Below are 19,095 nucleotides of genomic sequence, written 5' to 3' on the forward strand. Positions count from 1 at the left end.
GCTCGGCGCATGAAGCTGGGGGCGCTGACCGGCGGGGCCGAGACGGCGCAGGTCACCGGGTTCGCGATCGACCACCGCAAGGTGGCGCCGGGCACCGTCTTCGGCGCGTTCGAGGGCGCGCGCGTCAATGGCGAGGACTATATTGCCGACGCGGTGCGATCGGGTGCGGTCGCGATCGTCGCGCGCCCCGGCGTCGCGGTCGACGGCGCGGTACTGATCGCGGACGCCAATCCGCGCGAACGCTTCGCCCGCGCTGCCGCGCGCTTCTTCGCGCCGTTCCCCGCGACCAGCGTCGCGATCACCGGGACCAACGGCAAGACGAGCTGTGTCGAGATGACGCGCCAGCTGTGGCGGATGGCGGGGCATCATGCCGCCTCGATCGGGACATTGGGGGTGACCACCGCCGACGAGCGCGTGACGACCGGCCTGACCACCCCCGACATCGTCACCTTTTTGTCGAACGTCGCGGGGCTGGCGCGCGAAGGCGTGACGCACCTGGCGTTCGAGGCATCGAGCCACGGACTGACGCAATATCGCACCGAGGGGCTGCCCGTGGCGGCGGCGGCGTTCACCAATCTCAGCCGCGACCACCTCGACTATCATGGCGACATGGCGGCGTATCTCACCGCGAAGCTGCGGCTGTTCGCGGAGGTGCTGAGCGTCGATGGTACCGCGGTGGTGTGGGCCGACGATATCGAGAGCGCACGGGTGATCGACCTGGCGCGCGCGCGCGGCATCGCGCTGGTCACGGTGGGAACGCATGGCGAGACGCTGCGGCTGGTCGGGCGCGACCCGACGCTGTTGGGGCAGGGGCTGACGATCGAAGCCGAGGGACGGACCCATCGGGTCACGCTGCCGCTGATCGGTGCCTATCAGGCGGCGAACGCGCTGGTATCGGCGGGGCTGGTGATCGCGACCGGCGGGGATGTCGCGCAGACCTTGGCGAACCTGTCGCGGTTGCAGCCGGTGCGCGGGCGGCTGGAACGCGCGGTCATCACCCGGACGGGCGCGCCGGTCTACGTCGATTACGCGCATACCCCCGATGCGCTGGAGGCGGCGATCGCGGCGCTGAAACCGCATGCTGGCGGGCGGTTGATCGTGGTGTTCGGCGCGGGCGGGGATCGCGACCAGGGCAAGCGCGAGGCGATGGGGCAGGTCGCGGTGAGCCAGGCGGATGCCGTCATCGTGACCGACGACAACCCGCGCACCGAGGACGCCGCCGCGATCCGGCGCGACGTGCTGAAGGGTGCCAAGGGCGCGACCGAGATCGGTGACCGGCGCGGTGCGATCGCCGCCGCGGTCCACGACGCGGGCGCGGAGGATATCGTGCTGATCGCGGGCAAGGGCCACGAACAGGGGCAGATCGTCGGCGATCTGGTGTTGCCGTTCGACGACGTCGCGGTCGCACGCGAGTGCGCGGCGTGAGGGGGGCATTCGACTGCCCTCTCCCCTTGTGGGAGAGGGAGGGAGCGACGCAGTCGCGGAAGGGGGAGGGGGACTTCGGTTTCGAGTTAAACGCCCCCTCATCCGGCCTTGCGGGCCACCTTCTCCCACAGGGGGAGAAGGAATGAGCCTCTGGACTTCTACCGAAATCGCTACCGCCACCGCCGGCGTCGCGTCCGCCGATTTTGAGGTGACTGGCGTCGCGTTCGACAGTCGCGAGGTCGGGCCGGGCGACCTGTTCGTCGCGCTGAGCGGAGAGACGACCGACGGGCATCGCTTCCTCGATCAGGCGTTCGCGCAGGGCGCGGCGGGGGCGATCGTCAGCGCGCCGACCGATCATCCCCATGTTCGCGTCGCGGACAGCTTCGCCGCGTTGAACGACCTTGCGCGGGCGAGCCGGGCTCGGACGGACGCGACGATCGTCGGGGTAACCGGGTCGGTCGGCAAGACTAGCGCCAAGGAGGCGCTGTTCGCGGCGCTCGATCGTTCGATGCCGGGCCGCGTGCACCGGTCGGTCAAGAGCTACAACAATCATACCGGCGTCCCGCTGAGCCTCGCGCGGATGCCGCGCGACGCGCGAATCGGCGTGTTCGAGATGGGGATGAACCACGCCGGCGAACTCGCCGCGCTGACCCGGATCGTCCGTCCCGACGTCGCGATCGTGACGACGGTGGCGTCGGTGCATATCGAATTTTTCGCCGACGAAGCTGGAATCGCGGATGCCAAGGCCGAGATCTTCGAGGGGCTGGAGCCGGGCGGCGTCGCGATCGTGCCGTTCGACAACCCGCATCGCGACCGGCTCGTCGCGGTGGCCCGCGCGCACGCGGGACGGGTCGTCACCACTGGCACGGGCGAGGGCGCCGATGCGCGCGCGGTCGAGGTGATGCGGGTCGCGACCGGGGGCAGCTTCGTCACCGCGCGGATCGGCGACAGCGAAGTGAGCTTCACGCTGGCGCAGCCCGGCGCACACTGGGTCTCGAATGCGCTGACGGTGCTCGCTGCGGTGGATGCGGTCGGGGCCGATCTGGCGCAGGCGGCGCTCGCGCTGGCGGAGATGGGCGGGCTGCCCGGGCGCGGCGCGCGGTTCGTAGCGAAGATCGCGGGCGGCGAGGCGCTGGTGATGGACGAGAGCTACAACGCCAGCCCGCTGTCGATGCGCGCGACGTTGACGGTCCTCGCCGACGAGCTGGGGCGGCACGTCGCGATCCTTGGCGAGATGGGCGAGCTGGGCGATGCCACCGCGACCTATCATCGCGACCTTGCCGATCCGATTCGTGGCGCGCGGGTCGACACGGTGCTGCTGGTCGGTGAATCGATGCGGGTACTGGCGGAAGCCCTTGAGGGAACAACCAATGTCGTCCATGTGCGCGACGTTGCGGCGGCGCTCGACCGGCTCGACACGGTGCTGGCACCGGGCGACACCGTGCTCGTCAAGGGCTCCAACCGGGTGGGCCTGTCGCGGGTGATCGCGCGGCTAAAGGGCGGAACAACGTAGATGCTGTATTGGCTGGCCGAACACCTGGGCTTCACCGGGATTTTGAATCTCATCCGCTACCAGTCGTTCCGGACCGGGGCGGCGGTGGCGACCGCGCTGGCGATCGGGCTGTTGATCGGTCCCAAGTTCATCGGCTGGCTGCGGGTCCGCCAGGGCAAGGGGCAGCCGATCCGGGCCGACGGGCCGCAGACCCACCTCGCCAAGCGCGGCACGCCGACGATGGGCGGGCTGATGATCCTGACCAGCATGGCGCTGGCGATCCTGATGTGGATGGACCTCAGCAATCCGTATGTCTGGGCGTGCCTGTTCGTGACCTTCGGGTTCGGCGCGATCGGATTCATGGATGATTACGACAAGGTCACCAAGGCGAGCGCGGCGGGGATTTCGGGACGGACGCGGCTGTTGCTCGAATTCGTGATCGCGGGCGTCGCGGCGACGATCATCATGACCCAGAACGGGCCGCACCTCTATTTTCCCTTCACCCAGGGGGTGTATCTCGATCTGGGCTGGTTCTTCCCGGTGTTCGCGGCATTCACGATCGTCGCGTTCGGCAATGCGGTGAACCTGACCGACGGGCTCGACGGGCTGGCGACGATGCCGGTGATCATCGCGAGCGTCGCGTTCATGATCATCGTCTACCTGGCGGGGAACGTGAAGTTCGCGGATTATCTCGGCATCCCGCACGTGCCGCGCGCGGGCGAACTCGCGATCTTCTGCGGCGCGGTGGTCGGTGCGGGGCTGGGTTTCCTGTGGTATAATGCCCCGCCTGCGGCGGTGTTCATGGGCGATACCGGCAGCCTCGCGCTCGGCGGCGCGCTCGGCACGATCGCGGTGGTGGCGCATCACGAGATCGTGCTCGGGATCATCGGCGGGCTGTTCGTCGTCGAGGCGCTGAGCGTCATCATCCAGGTGTTCTGGTACAAGCGGACCGGCAAGCGGGTGTTCCGGATGGCGCCGATCCACCATCATTTCGAGCAGCTTGGCTGGAGCGAGCCGACCGTGGTGATCCGGTTCTGGATCATCGCGCTGGTGCTGGCGCTGGCGGGCCTGTCGACGTTGAAGTTGCGGTGATCACCAGCGCCGCCTGGGCGGGTAAGCGCTATGCGATGCTCGGGCTTGCGCGGTCGGGCGCGGCGACGGTGGGGGCGTTGCTGGCGGCGGGCGCGCGCGTGACGGCGTGGGATAGCGATGAGGCGAAACGTAGCACTCTTACTCCCTCTCCCCTTTGGGGAGAGGGTTGGGGAGAGGGGCAGTCAAGCAGTGCTGTGGCTGGAACTGCCCCTCTCCCAACCCTCTCCCCGCCGGGGAGAGGGTATTTGTGCGTCGCGCCGCTCGACGACCTCACCGGGTTCGACGCGCTCGTCGTGTCGCCGGGGGTGCCGCTCAACACGCATCCGATTGCTGCGAGGGCGCGCGCGGCGGGGGTGCCGATCATCGGCGACATCGAATTGTTCGCGCAGGCACGCGGCCAATTGCCGCCGCACAAAGTCGTCGGGATCACCGGGACCAACGGCAAATCGACCACCACCGCGCTCGTCCACCATATCCTCCAGACCGCGGGCGTGCCGACACTGATGGGCGGCAATATCGGGTTGCCGATCCTGGCGCAGGAACCGTTGCCCGCCGGCGGCGTCTATGTTCTCGAACTGTCGAGCTATCAGATCGATTTGACCGCCAGCCTCGATTGCGACGTCGCGGTGCTGCTCAACATCACCCCCGACCATCTCGATCGCTATGACGGGTTCGACGGCTATGCAGCGTCGAAGGCGCGGTTGTTCGCGATGCAGTCGCCTGGCCACGAGGCGGTGATCGGGATCGGCGATGCGGCGTCGGCGGCGATCGCGCGGTCGCTGTCGGCACGTGGCGAGCATCTGACCAAGATCGCGCCGGGGGTGTGCCTGTTCCAGGGCAAATGGCCCGCGCTCCAGGGGCCGCACAACGCGCAGAACGCGCTGGTCGCGATCGCGACGTGCCAGGCGTTGGGTGTTGCGGAGGCCGATATCGATCGCGGATTGGAGACGTTCGGCGGTCTGCCGCACCGGATGGAGCGCGTGCGCGAGGTCGCTGGCGTCACCTATGTCGACGACAGCAAGGCGACCAACCCCGACAGCACCGCGCCCGCGCTGGCGGCGTTCGACCGGGTCCACTGGATCGTCGGGGGGCGTGCCAAGGGCGACGACCTCGATGCCTGCGTGCCGCATTTCGGGTCGGTCGCGCGCGCCTATACGATCGGCGAGGCGGGGCCGCGCTTCGCCGCGATCCTGGCGCCCGTCATGCCCGTCGAACAATGCGGCACGCTGGAGGCCGCGGTCGGCGCGGCGGCTGCCGGGGCGCGACCGGGGGAGACGGTGTTGTTGTCGCCCGCCTGTGCTAGTTTCGACCAGTTCCGCGATTACGAGGAGCGCGGCGACGCGTTCCGTGCGGCAGTGGAGGCGCTATCGTGACCGATGTCCGCGCAGAAGGGCTGATCGCCAAGGTGAAGCAGCGCGGCGGGCGCGGCGACCGGTCGCCGCTCGGCACGTGGTTCTGGGACATCGACCGGATGCTGTTGTTGCTGACGCTGTTCCTGATCGCGATCGGGCTGGTCGCGGTCGCGGCGGCGAGTCCGGCGACTGCGGTCCGCTATTCGGGGGAGCATCGCAAGCTCGCCCCGCTGTATTATTTCTGGCGCCAGCTGCTGTGGGTCGGGGTGTCGTTACCGGTGCTGTTCGGGGTGTCGATGATGCCCGTCGCGATGGCGCGGCGGATGGCGCTGACCGGCGCGGCGATCCTGATCGTGCTGCTCGCGGCGACGCCGTTCGTCGGGGTCAGCGTCAACGGCGCGCGCCGTTGGATCGGCTATGGATTCGCGCAGTTCCAGCCGTCCGAATTCCTCAAACCCTTCTTCATCGTGTCGACCGCATGGCTGCTGTCGCTGAAGGCGAAGGATCCCGAATTGCCGACCGTCGTCATCACCGGCGCACTGACCGCGGCGATCGCGGGGCTGCTCATGTTGCAACCCGATTTCGGGCAGACCGTGATCTTCTGCGCGGTGTGGCTGGCGCTGCTGATGATCGCGGGAACGCCCGCCAAGGTGCTCGGCACGATCATCGGGATGGTGCCGGTCGGGCTGGTCGCGGCGTATCTATTCTACGGCACCGCACGCAACCGGATCGACGCGTTCCTGTTCCCCGGCGTCGAGGGCGAGGGCGCGGCGGATCATTTCCAGGTCAACGCCGCGCACGCGACGCTGACCGCGGGGGGGTGGACCGGGACCGGGCCGGGCGCGGGGCAGGCGAAGTTCGGGCTCCCCGAAGCGCATACCGATTACATCTTCTCGGTCGTCGGCGAGGAATTCGGGCTGATCGCGTGCATGATCATCGGACTTGTGTTCCTGGCGATCGTGGTGCGCGTATTCGTGAAGCTGCTCGACGAACAGGATGAGTTCAAATTGCTCGCCGCATCGGGGCTCGCGGTGCAGTTCGGCGCGCAGGCGCTGGTCAGCATGGCGGTCAACACCGGCCTGGCGCCGTCGAAGGGAATGACCTTGCCGTTTATCAGCTATGGCGGATCGTCGATGATCGCGCTGTCGATCGGGATGGGGCTGTTGCTCGCCTTCACCCGGCGCAATCCATTCCTGACGCGCAGCCCCTATGTCGTGAAATGGGGTGGAAATTGAGCAAGCATTTCGTTCTCGCTGCGGGGGGCACAGGGGGGCACATGGTCCCGGCCGCCGCGCTTGCCGAGGAGTTGACCAAGCGTGGCCACCGCGTCGCGCTGGTCAGCGATGCGCGCGGGGTGCGGTTCCCGGGGCTGTTCGACGACATTCAGACGCACGTGATCCCGGCAGGCCGGTTTCAGGTCAGAAAGCCATTGGGCTGGCCGGGCGCGATTCGCGAGATGTGGCGGGGGCGCGCGATGGCGCGCCAACTCTACAGAACCTTCAAGCCCGCCGCGGTGATCGGTTTCGGTGGCTATCCCGCGCTGCCCGCGCTGCTCGCGGCGTTCGTGAACCACATCCCGACCGCGGTGCACGAACAGAATGCGGTGCTGGGGCGGGTCAACCGGCTGGTCGCGGGGCGGGTCGATGCGATCGCGACGTCGTACGATCGCACCGCGCGGTTAGCGGCGAAATATGAGGGCAAGACCCATCTCGTCGGCAACCCGGTGCGCGAGGCGGTGCTGGCGCTGCGGACCCGGCCCTATCCGTTGCTGGAGGAGGACGGCATCTTCCGGGTACTCGTCACCGGCGGGTCGCAGGGCGCGAGCATCCTCAGCCGCGTCGTTCCCGATGGGCTTGCGATGCTGCCGGTCACCTTCCGCCGCCGCCTCCAGGTGACCCATCAGGCGCGAATCGAGGATATCGATGCGGTGCGCGCCAAATATGCCGAGCACCAGATTCCCGCCGAGCTGGCGACCTACCTGCCCGACATGCCCGCGCAACTGGCCTGGGCGCATCTCGTCATCGCGCGCGCGGGCGCGTCGACGATCGCGGAACTGACGGTGGCGGGGCGGCCCGCGATCCTGGTGCCGCTGCCGTCGGCGACCGACGACCACCAGACCGCCAATGCGCGCGAGATCACGCAGGCGGGCGGCGCGCGGACGATCCCGCAGGGCGACTTTACCGCGAAGGAACTCGCCAAGCAGATGCAGCGGCTCGGGCTCGATCCCGCCGCGCTCGAAAACGCCGCCGGGCGCGCGAAGAGCGTCGGTCGCCCCAATGCGGTGAGCGATCTTGCCGATCTGGTCGAGAGCCTCGATGCGCCGGTCGCGCGGTTGCCGGTCGGGGTGTCCCGCCCGAAGCAGGCGTTCGCGTGACCGGCGTGCCGACCGATATCGGCCCGATCCACTTCGTCGGGATCGGCGGGATCGGCATGTCGGGAATCGCCGAGGTGATGAAGAACCTGGGGTATGACGTCCAGGGCTCCGACATCGCCGAGGGCTATGCGGTCGAGGGGCTGCGCGCGAAGGGTATCCGCGTTGCGATCGGGCACCAGCCGGAAAATGTCGACGGCGCGGCGGTGGTCGTCGTGTCGACCGCGATCGTGCGGTCGAACCCCGAGGTGGAGGCCGCGCTCGCCGCGCGCATTCCGGTGGTGCGGCGCGCCGAAATGCTCGCCGAATTGATGCGGTTGAAATCCACCGTCGCGGTCGCGGGGACGCACGGCAAGACGACGACGACGAGCATGATCGCGGCGCTCCTTGATGCGGGCGGGATCGATCCGACCGTGATCAACGGCGGGATCATCAACAGCTACGGCTCGAATGCGCGGCTCGGCGCGAGCGACTGGATGGTCGTCGAGGCGGACGAGAGCGACGGCAGCTTCCTGCGCCTCGACGGCACGATCGCGGTCGTCACCAACATCGATCCCGAACATCTCGATCACTATGGATCGTTCGAGGCGGTGAAGGATGCGTTCGTCGAATTCGTCGAAAACGTCCCCTTCTATGGTGCGGCGTTGCTGTGCCTCGACCATCCCGAGGTCCAGAACGTCCTGCCGCGCGTTCGCGACCGGCGGGTCGTGACCTATGGCTTTGCGGCGCAGGCCGATGTCAGGGGCGTTAACGTCACCCCGATCCCCGGCGGCAACCGGTTCGAGGTAATCATCCGCCATCGCGACGGCACGACCCGATCGATCGAGCATGTCGAATTGCCGATGCCCGGGCGTCACAACGTCCAGAACGCGCTCGCCGCGATCGGCGTGGCGCTCGAGATGGGGATCGACGATGCGACGATCCAACAGGGTTTCGCCAAGTTCGGCGGGGTCAAGCGGCGCTTCACCAAGGTCGGTGAGGTCGGTTTTGCGGATGGCGGGAAGGCGACGATCATCGACGATTACGGCCATCACCCGGTCGAGATCCGCGCGGTACTCGCCGCCGCGCGCGAAGGGGTCGCGGGGCGGGTGATCGCGGTGGTCCAGCCGCATCGCTATTCGCGGCTCGGCAATTTGATGGAGGAATTCCAGACCGCGTTCAACGACGCCGATCGTGTGCTCGTGACCCCGGTCTATGCCGCGGGCGAACCCCCGGTCGAGGGCGTCGATGCCGCGGCGCTGGTCGACGGACTGACCCGCCGCGGGCATCGCCACGCCGCGGTCGTCGCCGACGCCGATGCGCTTGCCGACGACCTCGCGGCGACGCTCGCCGCAGATGACATGGTGGTGTGCCTCGGCGCGGGCGACATCACTAAATGGGCGGCAGGGCTCGCCGAAGCGATCGAGGCACGGCGATGACCGACTGGATGAAGGCCTCGCTCGACCTCCAGCAGCAGATGCTCGACGCCGGTCGGCAGGCGATCGAGGCGGGACAGCCGTCCGTCGAGGCGGGCGACGCGGTCGTGAAGGTGCAGGAGGCATCGCAGCAGGCGATCGACGCGAATGTGAAGGCGTGGAGTGCGTGGATGAACCTGTGGGGCGGGGCGTGGTGACGCTCGCAGCACCGTTCCAGACCCAGGGGCTCGACCTGTCGCGGGTCAGGGGGCGCGTCGAGCGGGGCGGATCGCTGGCCGATTTCATCTGGTTCCGCACCGGTGGCCCCGCCGAATGGCTGGTGCGGCCCGCCGATGTCGACGATCTCGCCGCGCTGCTCGCCGATCTCGATCCCGCGATCCCGGTGTTGCCGGTCGGCGTCGGATCGAACCTGATCGTTCGCGACGGCGGGGTACCCGGTGTCGTGGTACGGTTGCCCAAGGCGATGGCGCGCGTGACGATCGACGATGGTCGGGTCCGTGCGGGCGCGGCGGCGATGGGGATCACGGTCGCGAGCGCGGCGCGCGACGCGGGGATCGCGGGCCTGGAATTCCTGCGCGGGATTCCGGGGACGGTCGGCGGCGCGGTGCGGATGAACGCGGGCGCCTATGGCCGTGACGTCAGCGACATCCTGGTCGAGGCGACGATCGTGACGCGCGCGGGGACGATCGAGACATGGTCGGCGGACCGGCTCGGCTATACCTATCGCCATTCCGCGGTTCCGGCGGGCGCGGTTGTCGTCGCGGCGCTGTTCGACGGCGTTCCCGGCGATCCCGCGACGATCGGTGCCGAGATGGATCGGATCGCCGCCGAGCGCGAGGCGTCGCAGCCGCTGCGCAGCCGGACGGGGGGGTCGACCTTCAAGAACCCGCCCCCCGAAACGGCTGGGGGCCACAAGGCCTGGGCGTTGATCGATGCCGCCGGATGCCGGGGCTTGCGCCGCGGCGATGCGCAGGTATCGGACAAGCATTGCAATTTCCTGCTCAACCTGGGGTCCGCGACCGCCGCGGAGATCGAGGCGCTGGGCGAAGAGGTCAGGGACAGGGTGAACGCGCAGTCGGGGGTGATGCTGGAATGGGAAATCCAGCGTGTGGGGTTATTCCCCTCCCGCCTGCGGGAGGGGTTAGGGGAGGGCGTGGTCATGCACGACCCCGCTTCCGGACACGCCCTCCCCCGACCCCTCCCGCGGGCGGGAGGGGAGAAGTGACGGCACCGCTCCACATCGTTGTCCTGATGGGTGGCTGGTCCGCCGAGCGCGCGGTGTCGTTGATGTCGGGCGCGGGGGTCGCCGACGCGCTCGAAGGGCTGGGGCATCGCGTCACGCGGATCGATATGGATCGCGACGTTGCCGCGCGGCTCGCCGAAGCCAAACCCGACATCGTCTTCAACGCGCTCCACGGCACGCCGGGGGAAGACGGCAGCGTCCAGGGGCTGATGGACCTGATGGGACTGACCTATACGCACAGCGGGCTCGCCGCGTCGGTGATCTCGATCGACAAGGTGCTGACCAAGCAGGCGTTGGTACCGCATGGCGTGCCGATGCCGGGCGGGCGCGTCGTCAAATCCGCCGAAATCTTCGCCGCCGATCCGCTCCAGCGGCCCTATGTGCTGAAGCCCGTCAACGAAGGCTCCTCGGTCGGGATTGCGATCGTCACCGCTGAGGGCAATTATGGCAATCCGATCGGGCGCGATGTCGCGGGGCCGTGGCAGGACTTCGACGAGCTGCTCGCCGAACCTTATGTCCGCGGGCGCGAACTGACGACCGCGGTGCTCGGAACCCGCGCGCTCGGCGTCACCGAGTTGCGGCCGAAGAGCGGGTTCTACGATTACGACGCCAAATATACCGAGGGGATGACCGACCATATCTTCCCCGCCGACATCCCCGACGAGATCGCGGCCGCGTGCAAGGCGCTGGCGCTGGAATCGCACCGGCTGCTGGGGTGCAAGGGGTGCAGCCGCGCCGATTTCCGCTGGGACGACGAGCGCGGGGTCGATGGCTTGTTCCTGCTCGAGGTGAATACCCAGCCGGGGATGACGCCGCTCAGCCTCGTCCCCGAACAGGCGCGGCATTGCGGCATCTCCTATCCCGAGCTCGTCCAGGCGATCGTCGACGAAGCGGTGGGGACGACCGAGCGATGAGCCGGACGATCAAGCGCGGCCCGCCGCCCCGCCGCCCCGCGCCGCGGCGCAAGCAGCCGGTGCGCAAGGTATCGCGGATGGACCGGCTGGTCGGCGCGTTGCCGGTGAGTGAGCCGACGCTGCGCCGCGCGGCGACCTGGGTCGTCACCGGCGGGGTCGTCGCGATCGGGCTGGTGGTCGCGACCGCGCTGGGGCTCCCCGGCATGATCGGCGACGCGATCGGCGAAGGCGCGGGCCGCGCGGGCTTCCGCGTCACCGGGGTCGAGATCGTCGGCCAGCATCATATGGACAGCAACACGATCCGCGCGGTCGCGCTCGATCAGCCCTCACTCGCGATGCCGCTGGTCGACCTTGCCCATATCCGCGAACGGCTGCTCGCCTATGGCTGGGTCGAGGATGCGGCGGTGTCGCGGCGGTTGCCCGATACGCTGCTCGTCACGATCAAGGAACGCACGCCCGCCGCGATCTGGCAGGATAACGGCCAGCTGACGCTGATCGACGCGACCGGTGCGCTGCTCGATCCGGTCGACCGCAACGCGATGCCCGATTTGCCGCTGGTGATCGGCCCCGGCGCCGACCGGCAGGAGGCGGGGTATCAGAAGCTGCTCGCCGCGGCGCCCGCGCTGAAACCGCGCGTCACTGCCGCGACCTGGGTCGGCAACCGGCGCTGGGACCTGTTGTTCGACAGCGGCGAAACGCTCAAGCTGCCCGAAACGGATGCCGCTGACGCGCTCGTCACCTTCGCGGAAAAGGACGGCGCGCACCCGTTGCTGGGGCGCGGCTGGCTGAGCTTCGACATGCGCGATGCGTCGAAGCTGGTCGCGCGCAAGCCCGGGGCGAACGTCGCGCATGCGATTCCCGACGACGAGACGTCGACCGCGCCGGCCGGCCTTGCGGCGGATATTCAAATGGGGGCTGATACATAATGGCGAAGGCTGCACCGGAAGGATTGATCACCGCGCTCGATATCGGATCGTCGAAGGTGTCGGCGATGATCGCGCAGAAGGGCGATGGCGGCGAGTTGATCGTGCTCGGCACCGGGCAGCGTGAAAGCCGCGGGGTCAAGCGCGGCTATATCGCCGACATGGCCGCGACCGAGGCCGCGGTGCGCGAGGCGGTCGAGCAGGCCGAGCGGATCGCGGGGATCAACATCGAGAATGTCTGGGTCGGCTTTTCGGCGGGCGGGCTGGTCAGCGATGTCGCGGAGGTCGAATTCGAACTCGGCGGACACCGCGTCGAACAGGCCGATATCGATGCACTGCTGGCAGCGGGGCGCAATTCGATCGATCCGCAGGGGCGGATGGTGCTCCACGCGCAGCCCGCGCTCTACACGCTCGACGGGCTGACCGGGGTGAAGAAGCCATTGGGGCTCCACGCCGACCGGCTGGGCGTCCACATCCATGTCGTCGCGGCGGACGGATCGCCGGTCCGGAACCTCGATCTGTGCGTTCGTTCGGCGCATCTTGAGGTGAAATCGATCATAGCCAGCCCGGTCGCGACCGGCCTGGCGTGCCTGAGCGACGAGGAGCGCGAGCTTGGCGTCGCGCTGGTCGAACTGGGGGCGGGGATCACCAACGTGTCGCTGTTCGCGGGCGGGATGCTGGTCGGCCTGTGCTCGATCCCGATGGGCGCAGCGGACATCACCGACGACATCGCCTCGGCGTTCGGGACGCGGCGGCAACAGGCCGAACGGATGAAATGCTTCCACGGCTCCGCCAACGCCTCGCCGCGTGACAATCACGAGATGATCCCGGTCGTGCCGATCGCCGCGGAGGACGGCGGCGAGGACGCGGTGCAGATCACCAAGGCGCAGTTGATCGGCGTCGTCCGCCAGCGGCTGGAACACCAGATGGGCGAGATCAGGAATGCGCTTGCGCGGCTAAAGTTCGAAGGGCCAGTCGGGCGGCAGGTGGTGCTGACCGGCGGTGGCGCTGAGCTGAAGGGGATCGCCGATTACGCGCAACAGGCGCTCGGGCGGTCGGTTCGCGTCGGGCGGCCGCGCGGGCTGATCGCGCTGCCCGAGGCGCATGGTGGCCCGGCGTTCGCGACCCTGGCGGGGCTCGCGTTCTACGCCGCGAGCGATCCGATCGACCTGCGCGGGCTGTCGCCGCAGCAGACGACGGTGCATCGGCAGAAGGGCATGGGCGTGGTGCGCAAGCTAATTCAGGCAGCGCGCGCGAATTATTGAGCAATTATGACGCGCTGGACGGAATTCGGTGGCACCGCGCGAATCGTTAGGGCAAAAGGTTAACCACGGGGCCCCGGATGTTTACCGGGCAGGGCGGAGAGAATCTCATGAGTATCGAATTCATCACTCCCGAGGTCGACGAACTCACCCCGCGGATCGCGGTGATCGGGGTCGGCGGCGCGGGCGGCAACGCGATCGCGAACATGATGCGCGCCGAGGTGCAGGGGGTCGACTTCCTGGTCGCCAACACCGACGCGCAGGCGCTGAAGCAATCGATCGCGCCACGGCGGATCCAGCTCGGCGTCAAGATCACCCAGGGGCTCGGCGCGGGCAGCCGCCCCGAAATCGGGCGCGCCGCGGCGGAGGAGACGATCGACGCGCTCGCCAAGCAGCTCGAGGGTATGCACATGGTGTTCATCGCCGCGGGGATGGGCGGGGGCACCGGCACGGGTGCAGCCCCGGTCATCGCCAAGGCGGCGCGCGACATGGGCATCCTGACCGTCGGCGTGGTGACGAAACCGTTCAGCTTCGAGGGTAACCGCCGCGCCAAGAGCGCCGAGGGCGGGATCGAGGAATTGCAGAAATTCGTCGATACGCTGATCGTCATTCCCAACCAAAATCTGTTCCTGATCGCCAACGCCAACACGACCTTCAAACAGGCGTTCGAGATGGCCGACGAAGTGCTCCAGCAGGGCGTTCGCGGGATTACCGATTTGATGGTGATGCCGGGCCTGATCAACCTCGATTTCGCCGACGTCCGTTCCGTCATGCAGGAAATGGGCAAGGCGATGATGGGCACCGGCGAGGCCGAGGGCGACAACCGCGCGCTCGAAGCCGCGCAGAAGGCGATCGCCAACCCGCTGCTCGACGGCGTCAGCATGAAGGGTGCCAAGGGCGTCATCATCTCGATCACCGGCGGCGACGACATGCGGCTGCTCGAAGTCGACGAGGCGGCGAACCACATCCGCGACCTGGTCGATCCCGATGCCAACATCATCTGGGGTTCGGCGTTCAACCCCGAACTCGAAGGCAAGATCCGGGTTTCGGTCGTCGCGACGGGGATCGAGGCGGATGTGAACGCGCAGGAGCGCCCCGCCGCCGAGCCGACCCGCAGCTTCAGCTTCGCCAAGAAGAGCGACGAACCCGTCTCGTTCCGCCCCGCAGCGGCCACCCCCGCGCCTGCCGCGGAACCGAGCGAGGCTGACGCCGCGCCAGTCGCCTCGTTCACCACGCCGCCTGCGCTGGATGACGAGAAGGGTGCCGACGACGATGCGCTCGACCTGTCGAGCGACGATGCGATCGCCGCCGATGCGGAGCCCGAAACCGCCGACGCCGCGAACGAAGAGCTGGTGCTGGGCGCCGAAACGATCGTGTCGCAGCCGCCCGAGGCCGACTCGACGGCGCCGTTCGGTCGCAAGGTCGAACCCGCGGCTGCGGCGGATGCCGCGCCCGCGGCTCCGGTCGAGGATGGCAGCCAGCGACGACGTTGGTTGTCGCCGGGCAGCGACAGCACCGAACCCGCCGCGCAGCCCAAGGTGAAGCTGGGCGGCACGCTGTTCGAACGGATGTCGAACGCCGCGCGCGGCGCATCGCGCGACGACAGCGATGCCGAGGATGGCGACGCGATCGACATTCCCCGGTTCCTGAATCGCCAGAACAACCAGTAACGGCTGATTCCGGCCAGTTCGTCGCCGGGAAGGCTCCGCTGGTCGCGCGTCGTCGTCACGGACATTGCGGGTTCATCGCGGCTCGGCTGTAGGCGGTAGGGATCCCATGTCTTCAGTTTCGAGTCTTTGGCGAAGCGCCGCGCTCGGCCTGGCGCTCGCAAGCGTCGCGGCCTCCGCGGCCGGTGGCGCGCAGGCGGTGGTCCAGCCGATTCCGGGGACCACCGACGCCGACAAGCTGGGCGAGCAGATGCGCGCGTTGGCGGCGAACCCGCGCGACGTGCCCGCGTTGATCCGCGCGGGGGAGCTGTCGCTGAAGCTCGACGATCTGAGCGGCGCGGCATCGCTGTTCGCGCGCGCCGAACAGATCGATCCGCACAATGCCCGGCTTAAGGCGGGGGAGGCGTCGGTGCTGGTGCGCTCCGAGCGGCCGGGGCAGGCGCTGCGCTATTTCGCGATCGCGCAGTCTTATGGGCTCGACCCGAGTGCCTTCGCGGGCGATCGCGGGCTGGCGTTCGATTTGATCGGCGAGCAGGAACGCGCGCAACGCGACTATCGTCTGGCGCTGACATCGGGTGCCAACCCCGAGGTCATGCGCCGGTACGCGCTGAGCCTGGGGATTTCGGGGAAGCGCGACGAGGCGCTGGCGGTGCTCGACCCGCTGCTGCGCGATACCGACCGCGGCGCGTGGCGCGCGCGCGCGTTCGTGCTGGCGATGGCCGGCGACGTCGCGGGGGCCGAACGAATCGCGACGACGATGATGCCGCCTGGAATGGCGGAGGGCCTCCAGCCGTTTTTCCAGCGGCTGCCGAGCTTACCCGCGGTCGATCGGGCGTTTGCGGTCCATTTCGGCGAAATCCAGCCGACCGCTGCGCGCGCGATCGACGCGCGACTGGTTCCCGCCATGCCCCCGCTGGCGCCCGATGCCGCGAGCCCGGTCATCGTCGCGCGTGCCGCTCCTGTGGCGCCGCAACCTACGCGCGACGACCGTCGTGGCCGCAAAAAGAACAAGGAGAAGCCGGGTCGCGTCGCGCTGGCGGTGACCCGCAATCCGGCCCCCGCGCTGCCGCCGCCGCCGGCCTATCGCGGGCAGCCGATTCCTACCGTCGCGCCCGCCGACCCGCGATCCGCGCCGATGAATGCCACCGCGCGCGCCAACGCGCAGGCGCTGGCGAGCTTGACGAGCACGACGCCGACGCCGTCTCCGACCCTCGCACCGACGCCGTCGCGCGAAGCCCGCCCCCGCCGCGTGACACTCGCTGCCGCGGTGCCGGTACGGATGCCCACGCCGACCCCGATCCCGACCCCGACCCCGACCCCGACCCCGACCCCGACCCCGACCCCCACTCCCACTCCCACTCCGACGCCGACATCCACTCCGACCCCAGCACCCACGCCCGCGTCGATACCCACGCCGCCGCCCGTCGTAACGCCGCCGCCGGTCGCGCCGCCCGCTGCACACGTTGCCGCGGCAGAGCGAACGGAGGCAACGCCGATGCCGACCCCGGCGGTGAATGCCGCTCGCGAGACGGCGACGTCCGCTCCCGTAGCGATTAGCGCGCCGCCTCCCGAGACGCGGGTTGCGGCGGTTGCGAGCGGACCGCCCGTGCCGGAGTCGAATGCAGCGGCAACCCCGGTGGCCGGGACAGCGTCGATACCGCCAGCCACCGAATTGGCGTCGACGTCGGTTCCCGCACCGCCCGAAGCCTCGCCCGCGCCTGGTTTCTCGACCGCCGCCGGTTCGCCGCCATTGGCGGGTACGACGGCGGTCGCGCCCCCGGGATTCTCGATCGAGCAGGCCGCGGCCGATCGGCCCGTCCCCACGGCGCTCGCATCACGCCAGGCCGATTCGGTCCTCGCACGGATCGTCGCAGGGCTGTCGATCCCGGCCTCCGAACTCGGCGTTCCCGATATGCCGGGCGCCAAGCCCGCCGCCGATCCGTCGCTGGTCGAAGAGGCCAAGGCGAAGGAAGCGCGCGATGCCGCCGCGAGCAAGCTGCTCGCCGACAAGGCCGCGGCGGAAAAGATCGCCGCCGACAAGCGCGCGGCGGATCGCAAGGCGGTCGCCGACAAGAAGGCGCTGGCGGAGAAGAAGGTCGCCGAGGCGAAGAAGGCCGCCGACGCCAAGGCCGCGGCGGACGAACGCAAGGCGGAACGCGCCAATCCCGCGCGGATCTGGGTTCAGGTCGCGGGCGGGGCGTCCGAGGCCGACTTGCCCAAGGCCTGGGCGGCGGCAAAGGCGAAGGCACCCAAGGCGTTCGCGGGCCAACAGGGTTGGTGGACGCCGCTGCGCGCGACCAACCGGGTGCTCGCGGGTCCGTTCGCGTCCGACGACGACGCCCGCGATTTCGTCAACGCGCTCGCCAAGGAAGGCGTGTCGGCATTCCCGTTCACCAGCGACAAAGGCCAGGACATCACGAGGTTGCCGACGAAATGACCGCGCTGGCGCTCTGGGCGAGTGACCCAGCGCGCAGCCACGGGCGGCTCCACGAAGAACATACCGGGGCCATCGGTGCCGCGGTGCGTGGCCCCCGCGACGATTTCCAGCGCGACCGCGACCGGATCGTCCATTCGATCAGCTTTCGCCGCCTGCGCCACAAGACCCAGGTGTTCATGGCGCCCGATGGCGATCATTTTCGCGTCCGCCTGACGCATAGCATCGAGGTCGCGCAGATCGGTCGGACGATCGCGCGCGCGTTGCGGCTCAACGAAGATCTGACCGAAGCGCTGTGCCTGGCGCACGACATCGGCCATCCGCCCTTCGGCCATGCGGGGGAGGATGCGCTGAAGGAGGCGCTGGCGGGGCAGGGCGGGTTCGATCACAACGGCCATACGCTGCGCGCGCTGACCGCGATCGAGCGGCCCTATCCGCGCTGGAACGGCCTCAACCTGTCGTGGGAGACGCTCGAAGGGTTAGCTAAGCACAATGGACCGGTGCGGCATCCCCATTGGGCGCTGGCGGCGGTCGATGCGGCATTCCCGCTCGATCTGGCGCGCTGGTCGAGCCTGGAAGCGCAGGTGGCGGCGATCGCGGACGACATCGCCTACGACAATCACGATATCGACGATGGCTTGCGCGCCGGGTTGTTGGCGCTCGACCAGCTGCTCGCGGTGCCGCTGGTGGCGCGGGGGTGGGAGGCGGCACGCGCGCGGTTTCCCGAGGTAGAGCCGATCCGGCTGACCGGCGAATTGGTGCGCAGCCAGATCGGCACGATGGTGAACGACGTGATCGAGGAAACCGGGCGGCGGATCGCATCGTGCGGAATCGCCAGCGTCGAGGATGTCCGCGCGGCAGGCGCGGCGCTGGTCGGCTTTTCGCCCGCGATGCGCGGGGAGGAGCGCGACCTCAAACGCTTCATGTACGCCAATCTCTATCACCATCCGCGGCAACTGGCGGCGGCGGACAGCGCGCGAATAATCGTGGCGGGGCTGTTCGCGGCATACCGCGACCATCCCGACACGATGTCGGCGGACTGGTGCGATGAGCTACCGACCGAGGAGCCATGGCGCAGCCGCCATATCGCGGACTTCATCGCGGGAATGACCGACCGTTACGCGATCGCGCGCTACCGAGACCGCGTGGGGCCGATCGATCTGCCCGAAGGCTTCTGACCGGCCCCGCGACGCGGCGTCGTCAGCGCGCCGCAATTTCGAGTGTGGCGCCTTTGGCGCTGGCGACGTGGAACGCCACCGGGACACCGCCCGACGTGCCCGAGACCTGGTCGCCGCGGACGACCAGATGGAAACCGGTGCCGCTCGGAAAGCGGCGCCCGTCGATGACGCGGCGGCCCCCGACGATCTTGCTCGTGTAGACATAGGTGCTGCCGTTGTGGACGAAGCGCTGCTGCGTGCTCTGATCGGCGTCGCGCGCCATGCAGACGGTCGAAGTGAGCGCAGCGGCGGCGGCGGCGAGGATGGCGATGGTCTTGGTCATGATCG

The 19,095-nt window shown here is 68.9% G+C and carries 16 protein-coding genes; 15 read left to right on the top strand and 1 reads right to left on the bottom strand.

Features of this window, described 5'->3' with window-relative positions; translation table 11 throughout:
• Positions 1 to 9 precede the first annotated feature (9 nt).
• From EAH84_RS06795 to EAH84_RS06865, 15 genes are all read left to right on the top strand, one after another.
• Entirely contained in the window at positions 10 to 1,425 is a 1,416-nt protein-coding gene (locus EAH84_RS06795) for a UDP-N-acetylmuramoyl-L-alanyl-D-glutamate--2,6-diaminopimelate ligase (RefSeq protein WP_140869691.1), read from the top strand.
• Positions 1,426 to 1,567: 142 nt separating this feature from the next.
• Positions 1,568 to 2,938: a UDP-N-acetylmuramoyl-tripeptide--D-alanyl-D-alanine ligase gene (locus EAH84_RS06800; RefSeq protein ID WP_140869693.1), complete on the top strand. Its 1,371-nt coding sequence runs from the start codon at positions 1,568 to 1,570 to the stop codon at positions 2,936 to 2,938.
• Positions 2,939 to 4,009: a phospho-N-acetylmuramoyl-pentapeptide-transferase gene (gene mraY, locus EAH84_RS06805; RefSeq protein ID WP_140869695.1), complete on the top strand. Its 1,071-nt coding sequence runs from the start codon at positions 2,939 to 2,941 to the stop codon at positions 4,007 to 4,009. It begins immediately after the preceding gene.
• Positions 4,006 to 5,382 (top strand): UDP-N-acetylmuramoyl-L-alanine--D-glutamate ligase, encoded by a 1,377-nt coding sequence (murD, locus tag EAH84_RS06810; RefSeq protein ID WP_140869698.1) that lies wholly within the window; start codon positions 4,006 to 4,008, stop codon positions 5,380 to 5,382. The genes mraY and murD overlap by 4 nt, the downstream gene beginning before the upstream one ends.
• Entirely contained in the window at positions 5,379 to 6,596 is a 1,218-nt protein-coding gene (locus EAH84_RS06815) for an FtsW/RodA/SpoVE family cell cycle protein (protein ID WP_140869701.1), read from the top strand. The genes murD and EAH84_RS06815 overlap by 4 nt, the downstream gene beginning before the upstream one ends.
• A 41-nt stretch (positions 6,597 to 6,637) precedes the next feature.
• Positions 6,638 to 7,735 (top strand): undecaprenyldiphospho-muramoylpentapeptide beta-N-acetylglucosaminyltransferase, encoded by a 1,098-nt coding sequence (gene murG, locus EAH84_RS06820; RefSeq protein WP_425326444.1) that lies wholly within the window; start codon positions 6,638 to 6,640, stop codon positions 7,733 to 7,735.
• Positions 7,732 to 9,150 carry a UDP-N-acetylmuramate--L-alanine ligase gene (gene murC, locus EAH84_RS06825; RefSeq protein WP_140869707.1) on the top strand — a complete coding sequence of 473 codons (1,419 nt, stop codon included), beginning with the start codon at positions 7,732 to 7,734 and terminating at the stop codon, positions 9,148 to 9,150. The genes murG and murC overlap by 4 nt, the downstream gene beginning before the upstream one ends.
• Entirely contained in the window at positions 9,147 to 9,344 is a 198-nt protein-coding gene (locus EAH84_RS06830) for a hypothetical protein (RefSeq protein ID WP_170209845.1), read from the top strand. The genes murC and EAH84_RS06830 overlap by 4 nt, the downstream gene beginning before the upstream one ends.
• A complete protein-coding gene (murB, locus tag EAH84_RS06835; protein ID WP_425326446.1) occupies positions 9,341 to 10,372 on the top strand; it encodes a UDP-N-acetylmuramate dehydrogenase in 1,032 nt (343 codons plus the stop codon). Before EAH84_RS06830 ends, murB begins: the two co-directional genes overlap by 4 nt.
• Positions 10,369 to 11,304, top strand: a complete 936-nt coding sequence (locus EAH84_RS06840; protein WP_170209846.1) for a D-alanine--D-alanine ligase — start codon at positions 10,369 to 10,371, stop codon at positions 11,302 to 11,304. Before murB ends, EAH84_RS06840 begins: the two co-directional genes overlap by 4 nt.
• A complete protein-coding gene (locus EAH84_RS06845) occupies positions 11,301 to 12,230 on the top strand; it encodes a cell division protein FtsQ/DivIB (protein WP_241656495.1) in 930 nt (309 codons plus the stop codon). The genes EAH84_RS06840 and EAH84_RS06845 overlap by 4 nt, the downstream gene beginning before the upstream one ends.
• On the top strand, positions 12,230 to 13,492 hold the full coding sequence (gene ftsA, locus EAH84_RS06850) for a cell division protein FtsA (RefSeq protein ID WP_140869715.1): 1,263 nt from the start codon (positions 12,230 to 12,232) through the stop codon (positions 13,490 to 13,492). Before EAH84_RS06845 ends, ftsA begins: the two co-directional genes overlap by 1 nt.
• A gap of 107 nt (positions 13,493 to 13,599) precedes the next feature.
• Positions 13,600 to 15,159, top strand: coding sequence for a cell division protein FtsZ (gene ftsZ, locus EAH84_RS06855; RefSeq protein ID WP_140869718.1), 1,560 nt, complete (start codon positions 13,600 to 13,602; stop codon positions 15,157 to 15,159).
• A gap of 106 nt (positions 15,160 to 15,265) precedes the next feature.
• Positions 15,266 to 17,593, top strand: a complete 2,328-nt coding sequence (locus tag EAH84_RS06860; RefSeq protein WP_140869721.1) for an SPOR domain-containing protein — start codon at positions 15,266 to 15,268, stop codon at positions 17,591 to 17,593.
• The gene (locus EAH84_RS06865; protein ID WP_140869724.1) at positions 17,590 to 18,768 is read left to right on the top strand and encodes a deoxyguanosinetriphosphate triphosphohydrolase; all 1,179 of its coding nucleotides are present in this window, start codon (positions 17,590 to 17,592) and stop codon (positions 18,766 to 18,768) included. The genes EAH84_RS06860 and EAH84_RS06865 overlap by 4 nt, the downstream gene beginning before the upstream one ends.
• A 22-nt stretch (positions 18,769 to 18,790) precedes the next feature.
• Here the strand turns inward: EAH84_RS06865 and EAH84_RS06870 are convergent, their stop codons facing one another.
• Positions 18,791 to 19,090, bottom strand: coding sequence for a hypothetical protein (locus EAH84_RS06870; RefSeq protein WP_140869727.1), 300 nt, complete (start codon positions 19,088 to 19,090; stop codon positions 18,791 to 18,793).
• Positions 19,091 to 19,095 lie beyond the last annotated feature (5 nt).

Source organism: Sphingomonas oligophenolica, from assembly GCF_006438955.1.
GTDB classification, from domain to species: domain Bacteria; phylum Pseudomonadota; class Alphaproteobacteria; order Sphingomonadales; family Sphingomonadaceae; genus Sphingomonas; species Sphingomonas oligophenolica_A.